Source organism: Oceanicaulis sp. UBA2681, assembly GCF_002354675.1.
Classification (GTDB): Bacteria; Pseudomonadota; Alphaproteobacteria; order Caulobacterales; family Maricaulaceae; genus Oceanicaulis; species Oceanicaulis alexandrii.
The window spans coordinates 257779-276510 of record NZ_DEMB01000003.1 but is presented as its reverse complement, the minus strand read 5'-3'; the positions used below and the strand labels follow the sequence as shown (position 1 = coordinate 276510).

Below are 18732 nucleotides of genomic sequence, written 5' to 3'. Positions count from 1 at the left end.
CTTGCGTTATGAGCTAGGGTGAAGCCTCACACAGTCCATATCGGAAAAACACGTTCCATGACCGCGCCCCTCTCCCCCGAAGACGTCCGTGCTCTGAAGAGCCTGATCGGATGGTGGGAGCAATCGGGCGTCGAGGCGCTGCCGCCCCTGCCCGCGCCCAAAGCCGCTGCATCCTCCAGCATCGCGCCGCCGCCCGCCGCCTCTGAAGCGCGCGCCACCGGCGCCCAGGCGCGTCAGGCCGGCTTTGGCGCCGCACCGACTCAGGACGGTCGCGCCCTGGCGCAAGCGGCCCAGTCCGTTGACGAACTCAAGCAAGCGCTCGACGCCTTTGACGGCTGCCCGCTGAAAGCCACCGCCACCCAGCTGGTGTTCGCACGGGGCAATCCCCAGGGCGATGTGATGGTGGTGGGCGAAGCGCCAGGCCGGGATGAAGACCGCGAGGGCGTCCCCTTCGTGGGGCCCGCCGGGCATTTGCTCGACAAGATGCTCAGCGCCATCGGACTGGATGACACGCGCGCCCTGATCACCAACGTGGTCTACTGGCGTCCGCCGGGGAACCGCAAACCCACCGACGCCGAGATCGAGGCCTGCCGCCCGTTCGCCGAGCGCCATATTGAGCTGGTGAAGCCCAAAGCCCTTGTCTTTGCCGGCGGCATCGCCGCGCAAAGCCTGTTGCGGTCCAAAGACGGGATCATGACGCTGCGCGGACGCTGGCATGACTACACGCTCAGCGACGGGACGGTGATTCCGGCCCTGCCGATGTATCACCCCGCCTTCCTGCTGCGCCGCCCGCAGGAGAAAGCGAAAAGCTGGCAGGATTTGCTGAGCATGAAGGCCAAGCTAGCGTCGCTGTAGATCGGACGCCTCGTCCACATCCCGCAAGGCGCGCAGCAGCCTGATCCGATCAAGCCCATGCAGCTCAAGCTGCCGCACCAGATCGCTGCGAGTCTCTTCATGAGACCAGCGCATGCCGTCAAACAGCGCATCGGGCGCCGGACCGTTCAGCGCCAGCAGCCAATAGCCGCCATCTTCCGCGGGGCCGATCACGGCGTCGTTTCGTTTCAGACCTGAGAAGGCTGCGGCGATGTCGTCGCGAGTAATTTGCGGCGCGTCCGATCCGATGACGCAGACCGGCGCGCGATGCGCAAAAACGCGGGCCTGACGCGCGCCCAGATCGCCGCCGCCCTGCAATGCACGCGGCAGATCATCCGGCCAGACATTGGGAAAGCGGCGGTCAAGCGCCCGGTCCGGGCTGAGGGTGATCACGGTCTCCCAGCGCGGATCCTGCAGACGGCGCAGCACCGTCGCGGTCATGGCGCGATGCCGACGCCAGGCCTGCACCTTGCCGATGCCCTTGGCGAGGCGGGTCTTGGCGCCGCCGATCACCGGCGCCTTCACGAAAACCACCAGAACAGGGCGCAGCGTCATCGGTAGGCTTTCGCGAGGTCAGAGGGTTTGGCGCCCAGATAATACCGCGCCAGCAGAACAAGATTTTTCAGGGAGCGGCGACGATAGCCTTCCGCCCGGAACTTCTCGGCGCTGGTCTCCGCCCGCGCCGTGAGGGGCCAAAGCCGATGCTTGCCGATGCGCCGCACCAGATCCACGTCCTCAAACAGGGGCCAGGGCTTGTACCCGCCCAGACGGTCATAAAAATCAGCGCGGATCAGCAGGCCCTGATCGCCATAGGGCAAGCCGAACGTCTTGCAGCGCCAGGCGACCGCGCGTTCCAGCCGCCGGGCGCGATGGGACATGTCATCCAGCGTGAAGCGGAAATACGCCGCCCGGTCCCGGTGCGCATTGGCCGCCATGTAGGCTTCGACCTCATTGGACCAGCCCGGCGACAGGCGGGTGTCCGCGTGCAGGAAGAGCAGCCAGTCCGACGCCGCGATCTGACGCCGCGCCAGGGCCGCGCCCTGCGCCAGCTGAGCACCGCGCCCCTTGGCGCCGGTCACCACCTGGCATCCGGCGCGGCGAGCAATCTGCACCGTGCCGTCCGTTGATCCGCCATCAGCCAGAACCCAGCCCGCCGACAGCCCCGCGCGTTCGGCCTCGGTCAGGCTCTGCAGCGTGCGCTCAAGATGGGCGGCGGCGTTCAAGGCGGGGAGAATGGTGACGATCTGACTCATGAGGGTGAGAAACTCCGGCGGGCGGTTTGAGTCAACATGAAAATGTTCTTGCTATGTTCCACGCCCTGAGTCACCGTCAGCCCATGACCGCACGCTTTGTTCCCGCCCGGGGCATGAGCCCCCTTCCCGAGCCGCTGCAACCGCGCGGCCGCGCCGCCACATCCAATGCGACGGGGCGGTTCGAAGCTGAGACCCGCGAACCCTTTGACGATGGCTGGAGCGAAACAGATCCCGCGCCCAAGCAGATCCGCACCACGCTGATCAAGGATTCCAGCCGCACCATCATCTCCACCAATGACAGCCCGGACATCTCGTTCAACCGGTCGATCAATCCGTACAGAGGCTGCGAACATGGCTGCATCTATTGCTATGCGCGGCCCAGCCACGCGTATTGGGGCTATTCCGCCGGCGTCGATTTTGAGAGCGTCCTGTTTTTCAAGGCAGGCGCCGCGCGTTTGTTAGAACAGCAATTTCGCAAGCCCGGCTACCAGGTTGAACCCATTGTGATCGGCGCCAACACCGACGCTTACCAGCCGATCGAGCGGCAATTGCGGCTGACGCGCTCCATCCTTGAAGTCTGCCTGCGTTTCAAGCATCCCGTCAGTCTGATCACCAAATCCGCCGCCATTACGCGCGATCTCGACATCCTGTCCGAGCTTGCGGAACTGGGGCTGGTCAAAGCCGCGATCTCGCTGACCACCCTCGATCACAAACTCGCCCGCGCCATGGAGCCGCGGGCCGCCACTCCCAAACGCCGCCTCGAAGCAATGGAGGCGTTGTCAAAGGCCGGAGTGCCGATGACAGTGATGACCGCGCCGGTCATTCCAGGCCTCACCGATCACGAAATCGAAGCGTTGTTAAAGGCGTCCGCCAACGCCGGCGCGCAAACGGCCGGCTATGTGCTGCTGCGCCTGCCGCTGGAGGTGCGCGATCTGTTTTACGACTGGCTGAAAAAGGTCAAACCGGACGCCGCCGACAAGGTGATCAACATGGTGCGCGATACGCGCGGCGGCGCCGATTACAGTTCGGACTTTCATATCCGCGGGCGCGGCGAAGGCCCCATCGCGGAGATGATCTCAAAGCGTTTCCGCGCCGGGGTGCGCCGCTACGGCCTTCAGAAAGACCGGGTCAAGCTGCGCTGCGACCTGTTCGAACGCCCGCTCGACACAGAAGATCAGCTCAGCCTGTTTTGATGGACTGACCCGGAATGATGTTTTCTTCTCCCCTTATCGCTGGCGTCGACGAGGCCGGACGCGGGCCGCTGGCGGGGCCGGTGGTGTGTGCGGCGGTGATCCTGCCCGATGATTTCTCGGCGCTTGATCAACTCGACGATTCAAAAAAGCTCAGCGAGAAGCGCCGCACGGCGCTGGCGGCGATCATTCGCGCCGAAGCGCGGGTGGGCGTGGGGGTCGCCGAACCTGTGGAAATTGACCGGCTGAACGTGCTGCACGCCACTATGGCGGCGATGGTGCGCGCGGTGGAGAGCCTCGGCGTGCGGCCCGATGAAATCCTGATCGACGGCAATCGCGTGCCGGACGGATTAAAATCTCCGGCGCGGGCGATTGTGGGCGGCGACGGGCTGGAGGCGTGCATCGGCGCGGCCTCGATCATCGCCAAGACCTTGCGCGACCAGATCCTGATCGAATCAGAAAACCGCTTTCCCGGCTTTGGCTTGGCGGGACACAAAGGCTATCCCAGCCCAAGCCATAAAGCCGCGCTCGAAACTTTGGGACCCACGCCCATCCATCGGTTAAGCTATGCGCCGGTACAGTCGGCCAGACAGGCGCGCGGCGTCTGGCGCAGCACATAATGAATCGGCCTTAACCATCGGGTAAGCCGAAACGATTCACCCCTCAGGGAATCAGCGCTGTTGCGAACAGAAGGGCGATTGAGGTGTCAGTCATTCCAAATAACAAAATTCCTGTCGATACCATCCTGGAAGGCGATTGCGCCGAAGTGATGAAAACGCTCCCTGACGAGAGCGTGGATCTGATCTTTGCCGATCCGCCCTACAATCTTCAGCTGGGCGGCGATCTGCACCGGCCGGACAATTCCAAGGTGGACGCGGTCGACAATGACTGGGACCAGATCGGCGATTTCGACGCCTATGATCTGTTCTCCTGCGCCTGGCTGGAAGAGGCCCGTCGGGTCTTGAAACCCAATGGCGCCATGTGGACCATCGGCAGCTATCACAATATTTTCCGGGTCGGCTCTTTCTTGCAGGATATGGGCTTCTGGATCCGCAATGACGTGATCTGGCGCAAATCCAACCCGATGCCGAACTTCAAGGGCACGCGTTTCACCAACGCGCACGAGACCCTGATCTGGGCGTCCAAGACCAAGGACGCCAAGCCGACCTTCAACTACGCCGCCATGAAGGCGCTGAATGACGGCGTGCAGATGCGGTCTGACTGGACCTTGCCGATCTGCGCCGGCGGCGAACGCCTGAAAAACAAGGAAGGCAAGAAAGCCCACCCGACCCAGAAGCCTGAAAGCCTTCTGCATCGGGTGCTGCTGGCCACCTCCAACCCCGGCGACCTGGTGCTCGATCCGTTTTTCGGCACCGGCACCACGGGCGCGGTCGCGAAAAAACTCGGACGTCATTACATCGGCATCGAGGCCGACCCGACCTATGCCGACGTGGCGCGCAAGCGCATCGCCGCGATCAACCCCACCAGCGAAGATTTGTTGCAGGTCACACAGTCCAAGCGCGCCTTGCCGCGCATCGCCTTCGGGTCGCTGGTTGAGGCCGGCCTTCTGAAGCCGGGCGACACGCTGTACTGCGCCCAGGGCCGGCGCACGGCGCAAGTGCGCGCGGACGGCACGGTGATTGCAGGCGGCCAGGCCGGCTCGATCCACCAGATGGGCGCCCATGTGCAAGGCGCGCCGTCGTGCAATGGCTGGACCTTCTGGCATGTGCGCCAGGGCGGCGCCCTCGCCCCGATCGACGTGCTCCGCGCCCGCATCCGGTCCGAACTGCAGGTCTGAACAGAAGAACGACGCCGACACCCCTAAACGCCCGCCCGGCTCATCGCCGCGGCGGGCGTCGTGCTGTCAGAGCAGCCGCGTCTCAAGCCCGAGCTTCGCCGCTTTCATCATCACGCTGGGCAGCCCCGCCTCTTTCAGATCGCGCACGGGCGCCCAGACGCCCTCGTCCGGCGTCCAGCCGTCTGGCGCGGTCGCGCACAAGACATCCAGCTCCAGCGCGAAATGCGTGAACACATGGCGCACCTGTCCAGCGTTTCGCCAGTCCGCCTCAAACGGCGCCGCGCTCTCAAGATCCGCCTCTGACGGCGCGTTGTCGCTCCAGCCCGTGCCCGGCACTTCCATCATGGCGCCCAGGAGCCCGGTTTCAGGGCGGCGACGCAGCCAGATTGCGCCCTCGCGCAGCACATGAAAACAGGCGCCGCGGCGGACGGGTTTGGGCTTTTTCTTCTCTTTCAGAGGATAGCGGGTCTGATCGCCCTCGGCCCGCGCCGCGCACCAGCCCGACCATGGACACGCGGCGCAATCAGGTGATTTGGGCGAACACACTGTGGCGCCCAGATCCATGATCGCCTGCGCGTAATCCCCCGGACGCTCAGGCGAAGCCAGGCCCGAAGCGATTCCCTTGATCTGCGGCTTGGCTTTCGGCAGCGGCGTCGGCATCCGCACCAGGCGGGTCAGCACGCGCTCCACATTGCCGTCAACCACGCTGGCGGGCTGATCAAAGGCGGCGGCGCGAATGGCGTTGGCGGTGTAATCGCCCACCCCTGGCAGCGCCAGCAACGCCTTGAGGTCGGAAGGAAAAACACCGTCCAGCTCAAACGCGACGACCTGCGCACAGGCGTGAAGATTGCGGGCGCGGGCGTAATAGCCCAGCCCCGCCCAGGCCGCCAAGACATCCTCTCGCGGCGCCGCCGCCAGATCGCTCACCTGTGGCCAACGCTCTAAAAACCGCTCCCAATAGGGCGTGGCGTGAGGAACCGTTGTCTGCTGCAGCATGATTTCCGACAGCCAGATCGCATAGGGATCAGCGATGGCGCCCGCCGCCCGGTCTTCAGGCCGGATGCGCCAGGGCAGGCTGCGGCCTTCGCGGTCATACCAGTCCAGCAGTGCGGCGCGCATGGGGGCTGCGGGCAGATCCGGGATTTCAAACTCGGGCACGGCGTGTTCTCTCATGCTTGCCAGCAGCGGCTGCGGGCGCGATGCTGCGCACCATGAAGCGACCGCCCCGCACGTCAACGCCTAACCGGCATCTCATCGCCCGCCGCACCGGCGATCCGCGAGACCAGGCGGAGGCGGCGGAGTGGTTGAAAGAGCATCGGGGGCGCCCGGCCATCAAGCCGCCGCCCACGGCCGGCCGCGCCGTCAACGCGCTGATCAAACCGCTGGCGAAACAGTTTTCCGGTCCCACCCGGCATGAGCTGGACGCGCAGTGGAGCGAAATCGTTGGTCCCCAGCTGGCTCAATTCACCCGTCCCGAGAAATATCAGGGCGGCGCTCTGGTGATCCGCGCCCGCGGCCCGGCGGCGGCGCTGGTGGAAGCGCAATCGGCGCAAATCCTGGCGCGAGTGGCGACCTATTCAGGAAAAAAGCCCCAAAAACTCAAGATCATTCAAGGTCCGCTCAACCCCGAACCGAAAAAGCCCAAAGCCCGACCTGACCGGATTGTGAAGGTCAAAGCTGAGTCAAAACGAACGCTGACCCTTGAAGAAACGCTGGAAAACTGGCGCAAAGAGATTGAACGCCGTGAAGGCGTGCGCTTGCCGCCTACATCCTCAAGCGACTGACGCAAACTGGAGACGCCTCGTGCTTTCACTCACCCGCCGCAGCCTGACTGCGCTCGCCGCCGCCCTGGTTCTCTCTGGCGGCGCTCTGGCGCAGAACGCCACCACACTGACCGAAGCCCAGGCCGGACTTGTGCGCGACACCGACCATGTGAAAGGCGACGCCGACGCGCCGGTGACGTTTATCGAATACGGCTCGGTCGCATGCGGCCATTGCGCGACATTTCAAGAGACCGGCTACCCTGCCGTGCGCGAGGCGATTGAAGCAGGCGATGTCCGCTTTGTCTTCCGCGAGGTGATCACCGGCCCGCCCAATATCGCGGTTGCCGGTTTCGCGCTGGCCTATTGTGCGCCGGATGATCAATATTTCGAGGTGGTCGACACCCTGTTCGCCAATCTGGGATCGATTGTGGCCGCCATGCAGGAGGGGACGGCCCAGTCTCGCTATGAAGAGATCGCCGCCGGCTTCGGCTTCAGCCCGGAAGACGTCACCGCCTGCTTCTCCAATGAGGACGCGATCGGATCTGTGCAAACCGCCAACCGCATGGCTGCGGAAGACGGCGTGCGCTCCACTCCGTACTTCATCATCAATGGCGACCGGCTGATCGCCGAGCAAGGCGAAGCCGGCTATGTCTACACGGTGAACGGCGCGCCGCTGACCGATTCAGACGGCGAAATCCCGGCCAATCTCGAGGCTGACACCTTCCGTCGCATTATCACGCTGTATAAGGGCGGCTGAGACCGCTAAGCTGCCGCAAACGCAAGACCCCGGCGCCCCAGGGCCCGGCCAGACACACCGATTGGAGTTCAACCCGTGACGACTTTCACCCGCCGCGCCCTCACCCTCGCCGCCGCCGCTGTCGGCGCCGTGATGCTGACCGCCTGTTCAGGCGGCGACGCCCCGGATGGACGCTCCTCTTATGAGCGCGAAGGCGACCGCGCCGTTGGGGCGGTCGATGCGCCGGTCACGATCATCGAATACGCCTCCACGTCCTGCGGGGGCTGCGGCGCGTTTTACGAACAGGGCAAACCCGCCATCGATGACGGCGTTGAGCGCGGTGATGTGCGCTTTGTCTTCCGCGAAATGCTGACCGGCCAGCCCAATCTGGCCCGCGCCGGCTTCATGCTGGCGCGCTGCGCGCCCGAAGATCAGTATCTTGATGTGATCGACCTGTTGTTTGAGCAGCAACGCGCCCTGTTCAGCGCCATGCAGCAAGGCAACGCCCAAGGCCAGTTTCAGACCATCGCCCGCACCGCCGGCTTCACGGACGAGGAATTCCGCGCCTGCATGACCAATCAGGACATTCTGCAAGCGGTGGAAGACGCCAATGACCAGGCCGTGCGCGACGGCATCGGCTCGACCCCTTCTTTCATCATCAACGGTCAGATGCTCGACGCCCAGAACAGCGCCAATGGTCAGGTCTACGCCGTGAACGGCGAAGTCCTCACGGACGACGAGGGCGAAATCCCGGCTCAATTTGACCGCGACACTTGGGACCGAATCATCGCCCTATTCAAAGCGCGTGCGGAGGGCTAGCCTTCCCGCGCAGACCTTTTGCAGGCGGTCTCCCCTCAGATCGCCTGCGAAAGGTTTGAGCCGAAAACGCTTTCGGCAGGGATGGCGGCGACTGACAGACCGGAAAACCGGCGTTCAGCGCCAGTGGAGGTCTGAGGTTGAAGTTCACCCAGCTGCGCCTGGCCGGCTTCAAATCGTTTGTTGACCCGACCGAGCTGCGGATCGACGCCGGTCTGACCGGCATTATCGGTCCCAATGGCTGCGGTAAATCCAACCTGCTTGAAGCCCTGCGATGGGTGATGGGCGCCACCTCCGCCAAATCCCTGCGCGGCGGCGGCATGGAAGATGTGATCTTCTCCGGCACCGACAGCCGGCCCGCCCGCAATCACGCCGAAGTCACACTGGTCGTCGACAATTCCGACCGTCGCGCGCCCGCCCGCTTCAACGAACATGACACGCTTGAGGTCGTCCGCCGCATCACACGCGGCAAGGGCTCTGGCTATACGATCAATGACGAGGACGTCCGCGCCAAGGACGTGCAGTTGCTGTTCGCCGACGCCGGCACGGGCGCAAACTCGCCCGCCCTTGTGCGGCAGGGCCAGATCAGCGAGCTGATCAACGCCAAACCTGAAAACCGCCGCCGCGTGCTGGAAGAGGCCGCCGGCGTCGCCGGTCTGCGCGCCCGCCGCCGTGAAGCGCAACTCAAGCTCAACGCCGCCGAGACCAATCTCGACCGGCTGCTGGAGATCGTCGAGGATCTCGACAGCCGCCACAACGCGTTACAGCGTCAGGCCAAGCAGGCGGGCCGCTATCGCGACCTGTCCCAGACGATCCGCAATTTTGAAGCCCTGCTCTGGATGCGGCGCTGGAAAGAGGCCGGTGAAGCCGTCGAAACCACTCGCGCGCGCCTGAAAGAAACCGAGGCCGAGGCCGAGCTTGCGCTGCGCGCATCTGCGGGCGCCATGATCGAAGCGGAAAAAGCGCTAAGCGCTGTCCAGCCCCTGCGCGAGGCCGAGGCCGAAGCCGCCGCGGCGCTGCGTCATACCGAACGCGCACGTGACCAGCTGGACCGCGATATCGAGGCCGCCCGCGCCGCCATCGAGCGCAACCAGGCGCGCCTTGTGGAACTGAGGCAGACCCAGAGCCGCGAAACCGAACTTCTGGATGAAGCGCGCACCGCCCGCGAACGCCTGCACGGTCAGCTCAAACAGGCGCGCGATCAGGCCGCCCATGACGCAGACGCTCAGAGCCGCGCCGAAGCGGTGCTGGATGATGCGGACAAGGACCGCGCCAAGGCGGAACACGCGCTCGACGCCGCCGCCAACGCCGTCGCCCAGATCAAGGCCAAGCGCGACGGCGCTCAGCGGGAACTGGATCAGGCCGAGCGACAGGTTCGCACGCTGGAAGCGGAAGCGGATAACGCAAAAGCGACGCTTGACCGGTTTGATGATGTGGTCGGCCCCGATCTTGACGGGCTTCAAGGCGCCGTGGATGACGCGACCCGCAACGCGGAAGCGCTCGCCGGTCAGCTCACCGAGCTTGAAGCGCAGGCGGATGCGGCGCGTGAAAGCGCCCAGACCGCTCGCGAAGAGGTGCAGCTGGCCCAGGCCGATGCGCGGGCACTTGAGCGCGAAATCGCCGGACTTGAGCGCCTTCTGGACACATCAGACGCTGAAGACCGGGCGCTCGATCAGGTGCGCGCCAAAGCGGGCTATGAGCAAGCACTGGCGGCCGCGCTCGGCGACGATCTGGAGGCGGGCCTGAGCGCCAGCGCCACCCGGCGATGGCAAGGCGCAGATATTGAGACGCCCGCCCTGCCCGAGGGCGCATCGCCCTTGCTTGATCATGTTGAAGCCCCTGCCGCGCTGCAGGCGCGCCTGAAAGCGGTGGGCGTGGTTGAAGCCGAAGCGCTGGATGCGCTGGCGGCCCGGCTGTCACCCGGTCAGCGGCTGGTGACGCTGGACGGCGCCCTGCGCCGCTGGGACGGCTTCGCCAGCGAGGCGGGCGCGCCCTCCGCGGCGGCTGTCCGTCTGGAAACCCGCAATCGGCTCTCTGAACTGACGCCCCAGCTTGGGACCGCGCGTCGAGGCGCTGAACGCTCTCAGACCGCCGCCGAGGAGGCGCAACAGGCCCGCCTGAACGCGGATGCGGCGTTGAACCAGGCGCGCACCACCCTCAAACAGGCTGAAAACCAGCGCCGGGACGCCGAGCAGGCCCTGTCCGCCGCCCGCGCCCAGGCGGCGCGCGCCGAGGCGCGGCGCGCCGGTCTGGTGGAATCGGTCGGACGCGCGCAAAGCCGGCTTGAAACCGCCCGCAAGCTGCATCTCGCGGCCCAACAGGCCCAGGCCGAGATTGCGCAAGAGGATGACGGCCAGGACGCGCTGACCGCCGCCCGTGCGCGCGCCGATCGCGCCCGCGGCAAGGCCGCCGACGCCCGCGCGGCGCTTGAATCGGTGAAACGCGAAGCCCAGGGGCGCCGTCACCGCATCGCCTCGCTGGAGCGTGAAGCCGCGGACTGGGACCGCCGCCATACCCGGTCGTCCGATCAGGTCGAGACGCTGAAAACCCAGATCGCCGACACCGAAGCGGCCCTTGAAGCCGCCTCCACCCAGCCTGAAACGCTGGAAGGCCAGCGCGACGCCATTCTGGATGCGCTGACCGAAGCCGAATCAAAAGCCGCAATCGCGCGCGAGGCGGTTCTGAACGCCGAATCGCTGCAGCGCGAAGCCGACGCCGCCTTACGGGAAGCGGAAAAGATCAGCGCCACCGCCCGTGAAGCGCGCGCCGCCGCCGCCGCTCGTCTGACGGCTGCGGAAGAACGGCTGACCGAAACCGTAGAGCGCCTTGAAGACGCCACTGGCGAAGAGCCGCGCGTGCTGGAGCGCCGCGCGGCGGGCAGCGAGTTTGCGGAGCTATCGTCCGATGAGCTGGAGCGCCGTCTGGATGACGCCCGGCTGACCCGCGAGCGCCTGGGCGCGGTCAATCTCCGCGCGGATGAAGAAGCGCGCGAGCTGGATGCTGAACGCACCCGTCTGTCCAAGGAGCGCGATGATTTGCTAGAAGCGGTCGCGCGCCTGCGCAAGGCGGTCGACACCCTGTCGCGTGAAGGCCGGGCGCGGTTGCTGGACGCCTTTGAAGTGGTCGACGGTCATTTCCGCACCCTGTTTGAAACCCTGTTCGGCGGCGGCGCTGCGGAGCTGCGCCTGACAGAGAATGACGATCCGCTGGAAGCCGGGCTTGAGATCTTCGCCTGCCCGCCGGGCAAGAAGATGGAGACGATGAGCCTGATGAGCGGCGGCGAGCAAGCGCTGACCGCCACGGCGCTGATCTTTGCGGTGTTCCTGGTGAGCCCCGCGCCGGTCTGCGTGCTCGACGAGGTGGACGCGCCGCTCGATGACGCCAATGTGGATCGTTATTGCGCCATGCTCGAACAGATGCGGACCATGACCGAAACGCGCTTTCTGGTCATCACCCACAACCCGGTGACCATGAGCCGGATGAACCGTCTGTTCGGCGTCACCATGGGCGAAAGGGGCGTCTCGCAGCTCGTCTCGGTCAATCTGAGCTCGGCTGAAGAGATGCTGGCTGCGGAATAATAGTGAAGCCCCTTAAAAATCAGCGCGTTAACTTGTCCGCAACCTTGCTTGACAGGGTCTGGGACCGCTTATAGGGTGCGCGCGCCTACCGGGACTACCTCCTGGTAGCCGTCTGTCATCATGGCTCATCGAGACGAACTGAACCAGAACGCACCCGATCCCAACGACTTCGAGCGGCGTTTGAACGCCAAGCTTGAGGCGCGTCGGGTGAAGGAAGCTGAGACCAAAGCCTCCGGCTGGGGTCAGGGCGTTCGCTACGGAACGGAGTTCGCTGGGGGGGTTCTCGTGGGGGCTGGTCTGGGTTATTTGACCGACCAGTTCTTCAACTGGACCCCTTGGGGCCTGCTGACGGGTGTATTATTGGGTTTCGCAGCGGGCACTTTAAATGTAGTTCGCGCTGCGCAGAGCATGAACCAGAGCGACGACGCCTCATCCTGAGGCATCCGGCGCACGGGTTTGAAGTTAGAAACGCGGCGCGCGCGCCGTAGCACAAGGGGCCGGGTGTGGCTGACGCGACGAACCCGATCAAACAGTTCGAGATCCATTCGATCGCCGATTTTTCCATCGGCGGCTGGAATCTCTCATTCACGAACTCCAGCTATTTCATGGTTGTGTCCGTGGTGATGGTGGCCGGGCTTTTGTCCCTGGCCATGTCCAAGCGCGCGCTGGTGCCGGGCCGGTCCCAATCAGTCGCCGAGCTTCTGTATGAATTCGTCGCCGGCATGATCCGCTCAACCGCGGGCGACGCCGGTCTGAAATTCTTCCCCTTCGTGTTCACCCTGTTCGCCTTCATCCTGATGGGCAACATGCTGGGCATGCTGCCGTATTTCCCGGCTCCGGGTTTCCACGGCTTCACCTTCACCTCCCACATCATCGTCACCTTCGCGCTGGCGCTTGTGGTGATGGCGATCGTGATCGGCTATGGCGTCTACAAGCACGGCCTGAAATTCTTCTCGCTGTTCTTCCCGTCCGGCGTGCCGTGGCCGCTTTACATTCTTCTGACCCCGATCGAGATCATCTCGTTCCTGTCACGTCCGGTGACCTTGGGGGTTCGTCTGTTCGCCAACATGCTGGCGGGACACATTCTTCTGAAAGTGTTCGCCGGCTTTATCATCATGCTGGGATCTGTGGGTGCGCTGGGCATTCTTGGCGCTGTCGCTCCGCTGATCATGGTCGTGGCGTTGACCGCGTTGGAATTCCTGGTGGCGTTCCTCCAGGCCTACGTGTTCGCCGTTCTGACCTGCATCTACCTTTCGGACGCATTGCACCCTGGTCACTAGGGCGTTCGACAAGACCTTACCTATCCATCCGCACCGACCACCTACGAGGAGTATCAACATGGAAGCGGAAGCCGCGAAATACATTGGCGCTGGCCTGGCCACCTTCGGCATGCTGGGCGCCGCTCTGGGCGTGGGCAACATCTTCTCCAGCTTCCTGGCTGGCGCCCTGCGCAACCCATCCGCCGCGCAAGGCCAGTTCGGTAACCTGATCTTTGGCTTCGCCGTGACTGAAGCGCTGGGCATCTTCTCGCTGCTCATCGCGCTGCTGCTGCTGTTCGTGGTCTAAGACCACCGACCAAGCAGTCCTCGTTCCGGCCGGAAGGCGCGCGATCCGTCGTTGCGTCATTCCGGCTTGGAGCGTTTTACAGGCTACGAGCTTACGGTAAGCTCGGGCTAGTTTAGCCTTTGCGCAAGGGAGGCCGCCGTGCTGGCGCCGGAGTCCCAATCTGAATACGCCGAAGGCGCCGGACACGCAGCGGAAGCCGCGTTCCCGCCCTTCGACCCGACCTATTTCGCATCGCAGCTGTTCTGGCTGGCGATCAGCTTTTTCGTCCTGTACGTACTGCTGAGCCGCTTTGTCCTGCCTCGTATCGGCGGGGCCATTGAAGAACGCCGCGATCGCATCGCTGACGATCTCGACACCGCCGCGCAACTGAAAGCGCAGGCTGACGAGACCGTTCGCGCCTACGAGAAATCCCTGGCGGACGCCCGCGCCAAGGCGCATTCGGTGGCTGCAGAGGCGAAAGCCTCAGCGGACGCTGAAGTGGCTGACGCCATCCGCAAGGCGGACGCCGAGCTGGACGCCAAGCTGGACGAGTCAGAGACCCGCATTCGCGCCTCGCGCGACGCGGCTCTTGGCGAAGTGCGCTCCATTGCGGCTGGCGCCGCCCTGGTCGCCGTCGAGCACCTGACCGGCCTTGAGGTGTCTGAAGACGACGCCGCCAATGCCGTCGCAGCGGTGAAGGAGTAAGTCATGAACTACCTCCTGTCTGACACCAGCTTCTGGGCGTTTGTCGGCCTGATCCTGTTCTTCGTCGTGATCATCTTTGTGGGCGCGCCGAAAATGATCGGCAAGGCGCTTGATGACCGCGCGGACCTGATCCGCAAGGAACTCGATGAAGCCCGCCGCCTGCGCGAAGAAGCGCAGGAGCTGATGGCCACTTATGAGCGCAAGCAGACTGAAGCCGCGGCTGAAGCTGAAGCGATCATCAAGCAGGCCAAGGCGGAAGCTGAATATCTGCGCGAGAACGCCAAGAGCGAAATCGCCCAGCGCGTCGAGCGTCGCACCGCCATGGCGGAACAGCGCATCGCTCAGGCCGAAGCCCAGGCCGCCAAGGAAGTCAAAGCCCTGGCCGCCGATCTGGCGATTGAGGCCGCGCAGCACCTCTTGTCCAAGAAGCTGAACAAGACCCAGCGCAACGCCCTTCTGAAAGCCGACACTGCGGCCCTGAAGGACCAGTTGAACTAGGTCTGGCTTCGACAGATTGAACAATAAAAGCCCGCGACACGCTCGCGGGCTTTTTTGTGTCTGAAATCATCCGGTGTGTATCGAAGCAGCCCACTCAGGCGCGTTCAAACCCCAAGGCTTCGTAGAACGCGATCGCGCCCAGATTGCCGGGAACCACCTTGAGGCTGATCTCTTCAAGCCCCCTCGCCGCCAAGCGCTCGCCAATCTCGGCCACCAGGGCCGCGCCAACGCCTTGTGTCCGCCAGTCATCATCGACAGCCAGATCCTTGATGAAGCCGGTGGTCCACGCCTGTATGACGCCTGCAAGCCTTTCAGAGCCCGTGTCTATCGCCACAAGGCATAGCTCAGGATCAAACTCTGCGTCGCTCTGAACAGACTGGCGCCAGTCCTCGGCCTCCAGACGTTCCCCCTCTCCGCCACGATAGGCGTGATTGAGCAAGGCTCTGGCGGCAGCCGCTTCGTGCTGGAAGTCGAGAGGTCGTATGACGAGGTCAGGCGAAGACGTCGGGGAGAGTGGGATATCCTCAAGCGACCTCACCAGCCGCAAGCCGGTAAAGCCCATCTCTCCTAGTCCTTATGGAACCGGTCGAAGATGTGCTTGACCCGCTCCCAGACACCGGGATGGCGCTTGAGCCAGTCGGTGATGAAGGTGTGGGCGCGCTTGGACGTCATCGCCAGCAGGATCAGGCCAATGATGGCCAGCGGCAGACCAAGCGGAATAGGCAGGAAAAACAGCGGGATGGAAATCGCCAGCAGGAAGATCGCCAAGGCCACGGCAATCGCTCGCAACACCACCAACAGAACGCTGGTCACGCCATTGACGCCGTTTCGCGCCCAACCGTTGGGGGTGTCGTTCATCGCCACCTTGGGATCTGCCTTGTCGTTTTCCACGCTCAATCCATACCTCGTACGCTAATGTCGAGGCGGCCGCCATCCGGTTCAACCCGTACCGGATGGCGACTCTCACATTCTTGCAGCTGGAAATGTCGATTTCAGGGCAGTGTGGCGCAATGCCCTCATATCGAGTTCGGTCTTACTCCGCTGCCTGCACCTCGTCAGAGGGCGGCGTCCAGCGCAGGACCGGCTGACGGGCGGCCCGGGTCTCATCCAGACGTTTGGCTGGCGCAAACCGCGGCGCGGCAGTGAAGCGCTCGGTTTCACCCGCTTTCGCAGCGTGAGCCAATGCTTCCAGCGTGTCGCAGAACCGGTCCACGCTGGCCTTGGATTCAGACTCGGTCGGTTCAATCAGCATGGCCCCATGCACGACCAGCGGGAAGTACATGGTCATGGGGTGATAGCCCTCATCGATCATGGCTTTCGCAAAGTCGAGCGTTGTGACGCCGGTGTCTTTCAGGAAGCGGTCGTCAAACAGCGCTTCGTGCATGCACAGCCCGTCAAAGGACGGCGTCATGACGTCTTTCAGGCGCGCCAACACATAGTTGGCGTTCAGCACGGCATCCTCGCTGGCCATTTTCAGGCCATCCGCGCCATGGCTGAGCATATAGCTCATCGCGCGGGTGAACATGCCCATCTGACCATGGAAAGCGACCATGCGGCCGAACGGCTCAGCGCCCTGGGCCTTGGCGTCCGCTTCGTCCTCGACCATGCGCCAGCTGTCGCCATCCTTGATGACGAAGGGCAGCGGCGCGAATTTCGCCAGCGCTTCGGACAGCACGGTCGGGCCGGAGCCGGGACCGCCGCCGCCATGGGGCGTGGAATAGGTCTTGTGCAAGTTGAAGTGCATGGCGTCGACGCCCAGATCGCCCGGGCGCACCCGGCCGGAAATGGCGTTGAAGTTGGCGCCGTCGCAATAGAAATACCCGCCCGCCTCGTGCATCAGGTCGGCGATCTCGCGGATGTCGCGCTCAAACAGGCCGCAGGTGTTGGGGTTGGTCAGCATGATCGCCGCCACGTCATCCCCAAGCTTGGCCTTGAACGCCTCCATATCCACGCGGCCATCAGGGCCAGCGGGGATCTCGTCGCAATGGAAACCGCACTGGACGGCGGTGGCCGGGTTGGTGCCGTGCGCGCTCTCAGGCACCAGCACGCGCCGGCGATGGCTCTCGCCGCGGGCGTCGAGCGCCGCGCGGATCGCCATCATGCCGCACAGCTCGCCATGGGCGCCCGCTTTCGGGCTCATGGCGACGGTGGGCATGTTGGTCAGCGTCATCAGCCAATGGGCCAGCTCGCCGATCAGCTCGAACGCGCCCTGAACCGTGGATTGCGGCTGCAGCGGGTGAATGTCGGAGAAGCCCGGCAGGCGCGCCAGCTTCTCGTTCAAACGCGGATTGTGCTTCATCGTGCACGAGCCCAGCGGGTAGAGCCCGATATCAATGGCGTAATTCTTCCGGCTCAGGCGCACATAATGGCGCATGGCTTCAGGCTCGCTAAGACCCGGAAGCCCCAGATCGCCCTTGCGCTCCAGCGCGCCCAGACGTGACGGCTTGCCCTTGGGGGCCTCGAAATCGACGCCGGTCTTGTCATAGGTCTGCCGCTCAAAAATCAGCGGTTCCGCCTGATCAAGCCCTTTGGAGCCTGAGAACGTGTCCTCGTATGCGCCCGGATCAGGCGTGTGCAGCGGACGGGACGGACGGCCTTGAGTATTCATCGCCATGATTACAGCACCTCTTTCAGAGCCGCTTCGAATGCGTCGAGATCGCTTTCGGTGTTGGTTTCAGTGGCCGCAACGATCAGCAGATCGTCATAGCCTTCGCCCGGATACAGCCGGCTGGCGGGAACCCCGCCCAGAACGCCTTTGTCCGCCAGCGCCTCCACCACGTCCGCCGCTTTTTTCGGCAGACGCAGGGTGAACTCGTTGAAGAAGGCGTCGGTGACCAGCTCCACGCCTGAAATCGCGCTCAGACGGTCGGCCAGCTCGCACGCTTTCTCATGGCTCAGCTGAGCCATGGTGCGTAGTCCGGTATCGCCCAGCAGCGACATGTGGATCGTCCAGGCCAGCGTCATCAGGCCGGAGTTCGTGCAGATGTTGGAGGTCGCCTTGTCGCGGCGGATATGCTGTTCGCGCGTGGACAGCGTCAGCACAAAGCCCCGGCGTCCGTCCGCATCCACAGTCTCCCCCGCCAGACGGCCGGGCAGGTTGCGGATGAAATTGCGATCGCCGCGGCAAGCGAACAGGCCCACATGCGGGCCGCCGAACTGCAGGCCGACGCCGATGGACTGGCCTTCGCCGACCACGATGTCCGCGCCCATGGCGCCGGGCGTTTTCATCAGGCCCAGCGACACAGCCTCGGTGAACACCGCGATCAGCAGCGCGCCTTTCTCGTGGGCGGCCTTGGCGATGGGTTCCAGATCATGGACCTGGCCGAACACGTCCGGGTTCTGCACCACGACGCACGCCACATCATCGGGGATATCGGCGGCGATATCGTCCAGCCCGCCGGGCTTGGCCGCATCATCGCGGATTTCGATATCCATGTATTTGGCCAGCGTATGGGTCGCGGCGGCGTAGTGAGGATGCAGATTGCCGCTGAGGATCGCCTTGGAGCGCTTGGTGATCCGGCACGCCATCAGCACGGCTTCACCGCAGGCGGTCGAGCCGTCATACATTGAGGCGTTCGCCACTTCCATGCCGGTCAGGAGCGCGACCTGGGTCTGGAACTCAAACAGGGTCTGCAGCGTGCCCTGGCTGATTTCCGGCTGATAGGGCGTATAGCTGGTGAGGTATTCCGAGCGCTGGATCAAATGATCCACGCTGGCGGGAATATGGTGCTTGTATGCGCCCGCCCCCACAAAGAACGGCGCTTCAGACGCGGCGACGTTCTTGCGCGACATCTTCGTCAGAAGGCGCTCGACCTCCATCTCGCTCTTGTGGAGCGGCAGGTCCACCGGCCCGTCCAGGCGCACCTTCTGGGGCACGTCCTCAAACAGGGCGTCGACAGAATCCACACCGATCGTATCGAGCATCTCGGCCCGGTCAGCGTCGGTCAGCGGGAGATAGCGCATGGCGATCCACCTTC

General features: G+C 64.2%; 20 protein-coding genes. 13 read left to right on the top strand and 7 right to left on the bottom strand.

The window, feature by feature from the left end; genetic code table 11:
• The first annotated feature begins 57 nt into the window (after positions 1-57).
• The gene (locus B3M53_RS02055) at positions 58-855 is read left to right on the top strand and encodes a uracil-DNA glycosylase (protein ID WP_273020820.1); all 798 of its coding nucleotides are present in this window, start codon (positions 58-60) and stop codon (positions 853-855) included.
• Here B3M53_RS02055 and B3M53_RS02050 read toward each other — a convergent pair.
• Both B3M53_RS02050 and B3M53_RS02045 read right to left on the bottom strand, forming a co-directional pair.
• Entirely contained in the window at positions 841-1428 is a 588-nt protein-coding gene (locus B3M53_RS02050) for a TIGR04282 family arsenosugar biosynthesis glycosyltransferase (protein WP_273020821.1), read from the bottom strand. The genes B3M53_RS02055 and B3M53_RS02050 overlap by 15 nt on opposite strands.
• A complete protein-coding gene (locus tag B3M53_RS02045) occupies positions 1425-2126 on the bottom strand; it encodes a TIGR04283 family arsenosugar biosynthesis glycosyltransferase (protein ID WP_273020822.1) in 702 nt (233 codons plus the stop codon). Before B3M53_RS02045 ends, B3M53_RS02050 begins: the two co-directional genes overlap by 4 nt.
• 53 nt (positions 2127-2179) lie before the next feature.
• Here B3M53_RS02045 and B3M53_RS02040 point away from each other — a divergent pair, with 53 nt between their 5' ends.
• From B3M53_RS02040 to B3M53_RS02030, 3 genes are all read left to right on the top strand, one after another.
• Positions 2180-3319, top strand: a complete 1140-nt coding sequence (locus tag B3M53_RS02040; RefSeq protein ID WP_286799572.1) for a PA0069 family radical SAM protein — start codon at positions 2180-2182, stop codon at positions 3317-3319.
• Between the two features lie 14 nt (positions 3320-3333).
• Positions 3334-3936 (top strand): ribonuclease HII, encoded by a 603-nt coding sequence (locus B3M53_RS02035; RefSeq protein ID WP_273020824.1) that lies wholly within the window; start codon positions 3334-3336, stop codon positions 3934-3936.
• A gap of 149 nt (positions 3937-4085) precedes the next feature.
• Positions 4086-5114: a site-specific DNA-methyltransferase gene (locus B3M53_RS02030; RefSeq protein ID WP_199285741.1), complete on the top strand. Its 1029-nt coding sequence runs from the start codon at positions 4086-4088 to the stop codon at positions 5112-5114.
• 66 nt (positions 5115-5180) lie between these two features.
• Here B3M53_RS02030 and mutY read toward each other — a convergent pair whose 3' ends face one another.
• Positions 5181-6287, bottom strand: coding sequence for an A/G-specific adenine glycosylase (gene mutY, locus B3M53_RS02025; RefSeq protein WP_273020825.1), 1107 nt, complete (start codon positions 6285-6287; stop codon positions 5181-5183).
• A gap of 38 nt (positions 6288-6325) precedes the next feature.
• On the opposite strand from mutY, the gene B3M53_RS02020 reads away from it, so the two are divergent.
• The 9 genes from B3M53_RS02020 (at position 6326) to B3M53_RS01980 (ending at position 14755) form a co-directional block, all read left to right on the top strand.
• Positions 6326-6898, top strand: a complete 573-nt coding sequence (locus B3M53_RS02020; RefSeq protein WP_273020826.1) for a DUF721 domain-containing protein — start codon at positions 6326-6328, stop codon at positions 6896-6898.
• 19 nt (positions 6899-6917) lie between these two features.
• Positions 6918-7634, top strand: a complete 717-nt coding sequence (locus B3M53_RS02015) for a thioredoxin domain-containing protein (RefSeq protein ID WP_022701681.1) — start codon at positions 6918-6920, stop codon at positions 7632-7634.
• Between the two features lie 75 nt (positions 7635-7709).
• The gene (locus B3M53_RS02010) at positions 7710-8432 is read left to right on the top strand and encodes a thioredoxin domain-containing protein (RefSeq protein ID WP_273020828.1); all 723 of its coding nucleotides are present in this window, start codon (positions 7710-7712) and stop codon (positions 8430-8432) included.
• 137 nt (positions 8433-8569) lie between these two features.
• Entirely contained in the window at positions 8570-12007 is a 3438-nt protein-coding gene (gene smc, locus B3M53_RS02005) for a chromosome segregation protein SMC (RefSeq protein ID WP_286799571.1), read from the top strand.
• A 120-nt stretch (positions 12008-12127) separates the two neighbouring features.
• A complete protein-coding gene (locus B3M53_RS02000; RefSeq protein WP_022701678.1) occupies positions 12128-12445 on the top strand; it encodes an AtpZ/AtpI family protein in 318 nt (105 codons plus the stop codon).
• A 65-nt stretch (positions 12446-12510) separates the two neighbouring features.
• Positions 12511-13287 carry a F0F1 ATP synthase subunit A gene (locus B3M53_RS01995; protein ID WP_022701677.1) on the top strand — a complete coding sequence of 259 codons (777 nt, stop codon included), beginning with the start codon at positions 12511-12513 and terminating at the stop codon, positions 13285-13287.
• Between the two features lie 58 nt (positions 13288-13345).
• Positions 13346-13573 (top strand): F0F1 ATP synthase subunit C, encoded by a 228-nt coding sequence (locus tag B3M53_RS01990; RefSeq protein ID WP_009803216.1) that lies wholly within the window; start codon positions 13346-13348, stop codon positions 13571-13573.
• A gap of 138 nt (positions 13574-13711) precedes the next feature.
• Positions 13712-14257: a F0F1 ATP synthase subunit B' gene (locus tag B3M53_RS01985; RefSeq protein WP_273020832.1), complete on the top strand. Its 546-nt coding sequence runs from the start codon at positions 13712-13714 to the stop codon at positions 14255-14257.
• A 3-nt stretch (positions 14258-14260) separates the two neighbouring features.
• Entirely contained in the window at positions 14261-14755 is a 495-nt protein-coding gene (locus tag B3M53_RS01980; protein WP_273020834.1) for a F0F1 ATP synthase subunit B, read from the top strand.
• 94 nt (positions 14756-14849) lie between these two features.
• On the opposite strand, the gene B3M53_RS01975 is transcribed toward B3M53_RS01980, so the two are convergent.
• The 4 genes from B3M53_RS01975 to gcvPA form a co-directional block, all read right to left on the bottom strand.
• The gene (locus B3M53_RS01975) at positions 14850-15317 is read right to left on the bottom strand and encodes a GNAT family N-acetyltransferase (RefSeq protein ID WP_273020835.1); all 468 of its coding nucleotides are present in this window, start codon (positions 15315-15317) and stop codon (positions 14850-14852) included.
• 5 nt (positions 15318-15322) lie between these two features.
• Entirely contained in the window at positions 15323-15646 is a 324-nt protein-coding gene (locus B3M53_RS01970) for a hypothetical protein (protein ID WP_273146509.1), read from the bottom strand.
• A 142-nt stretch (positions 15647-15788) separates the two neighbouring features.
• Complete coding sequence (gene gcvPB, locus B3M53_RS01965) at positions 15789-17369, bottom strand: aminomethyl-transferring glycine dehydrogenase subunit GcvPB (protein WP_273020839.1); 1581 nt, start codon at positions 17367-17369, stop codon at positions 15789-15791.
• 2 nt (positions 17370-17371) lie between these two features.
• Positions 17372-18718: an aminomethyl-transferring glycine dehydrogenase subunit GcvPA gene (gene gcvPA, locus B3M53_RS01960; RefSeq protein ID WP_273020841.1), complete on the bottom strand. Its 1347-nt coding sequence runs from the start codon at positions 18716-18718 to the stop codon at positions 17372-17374.
• Positions 18719-18732: the final 14 nt, after the last annotated feature.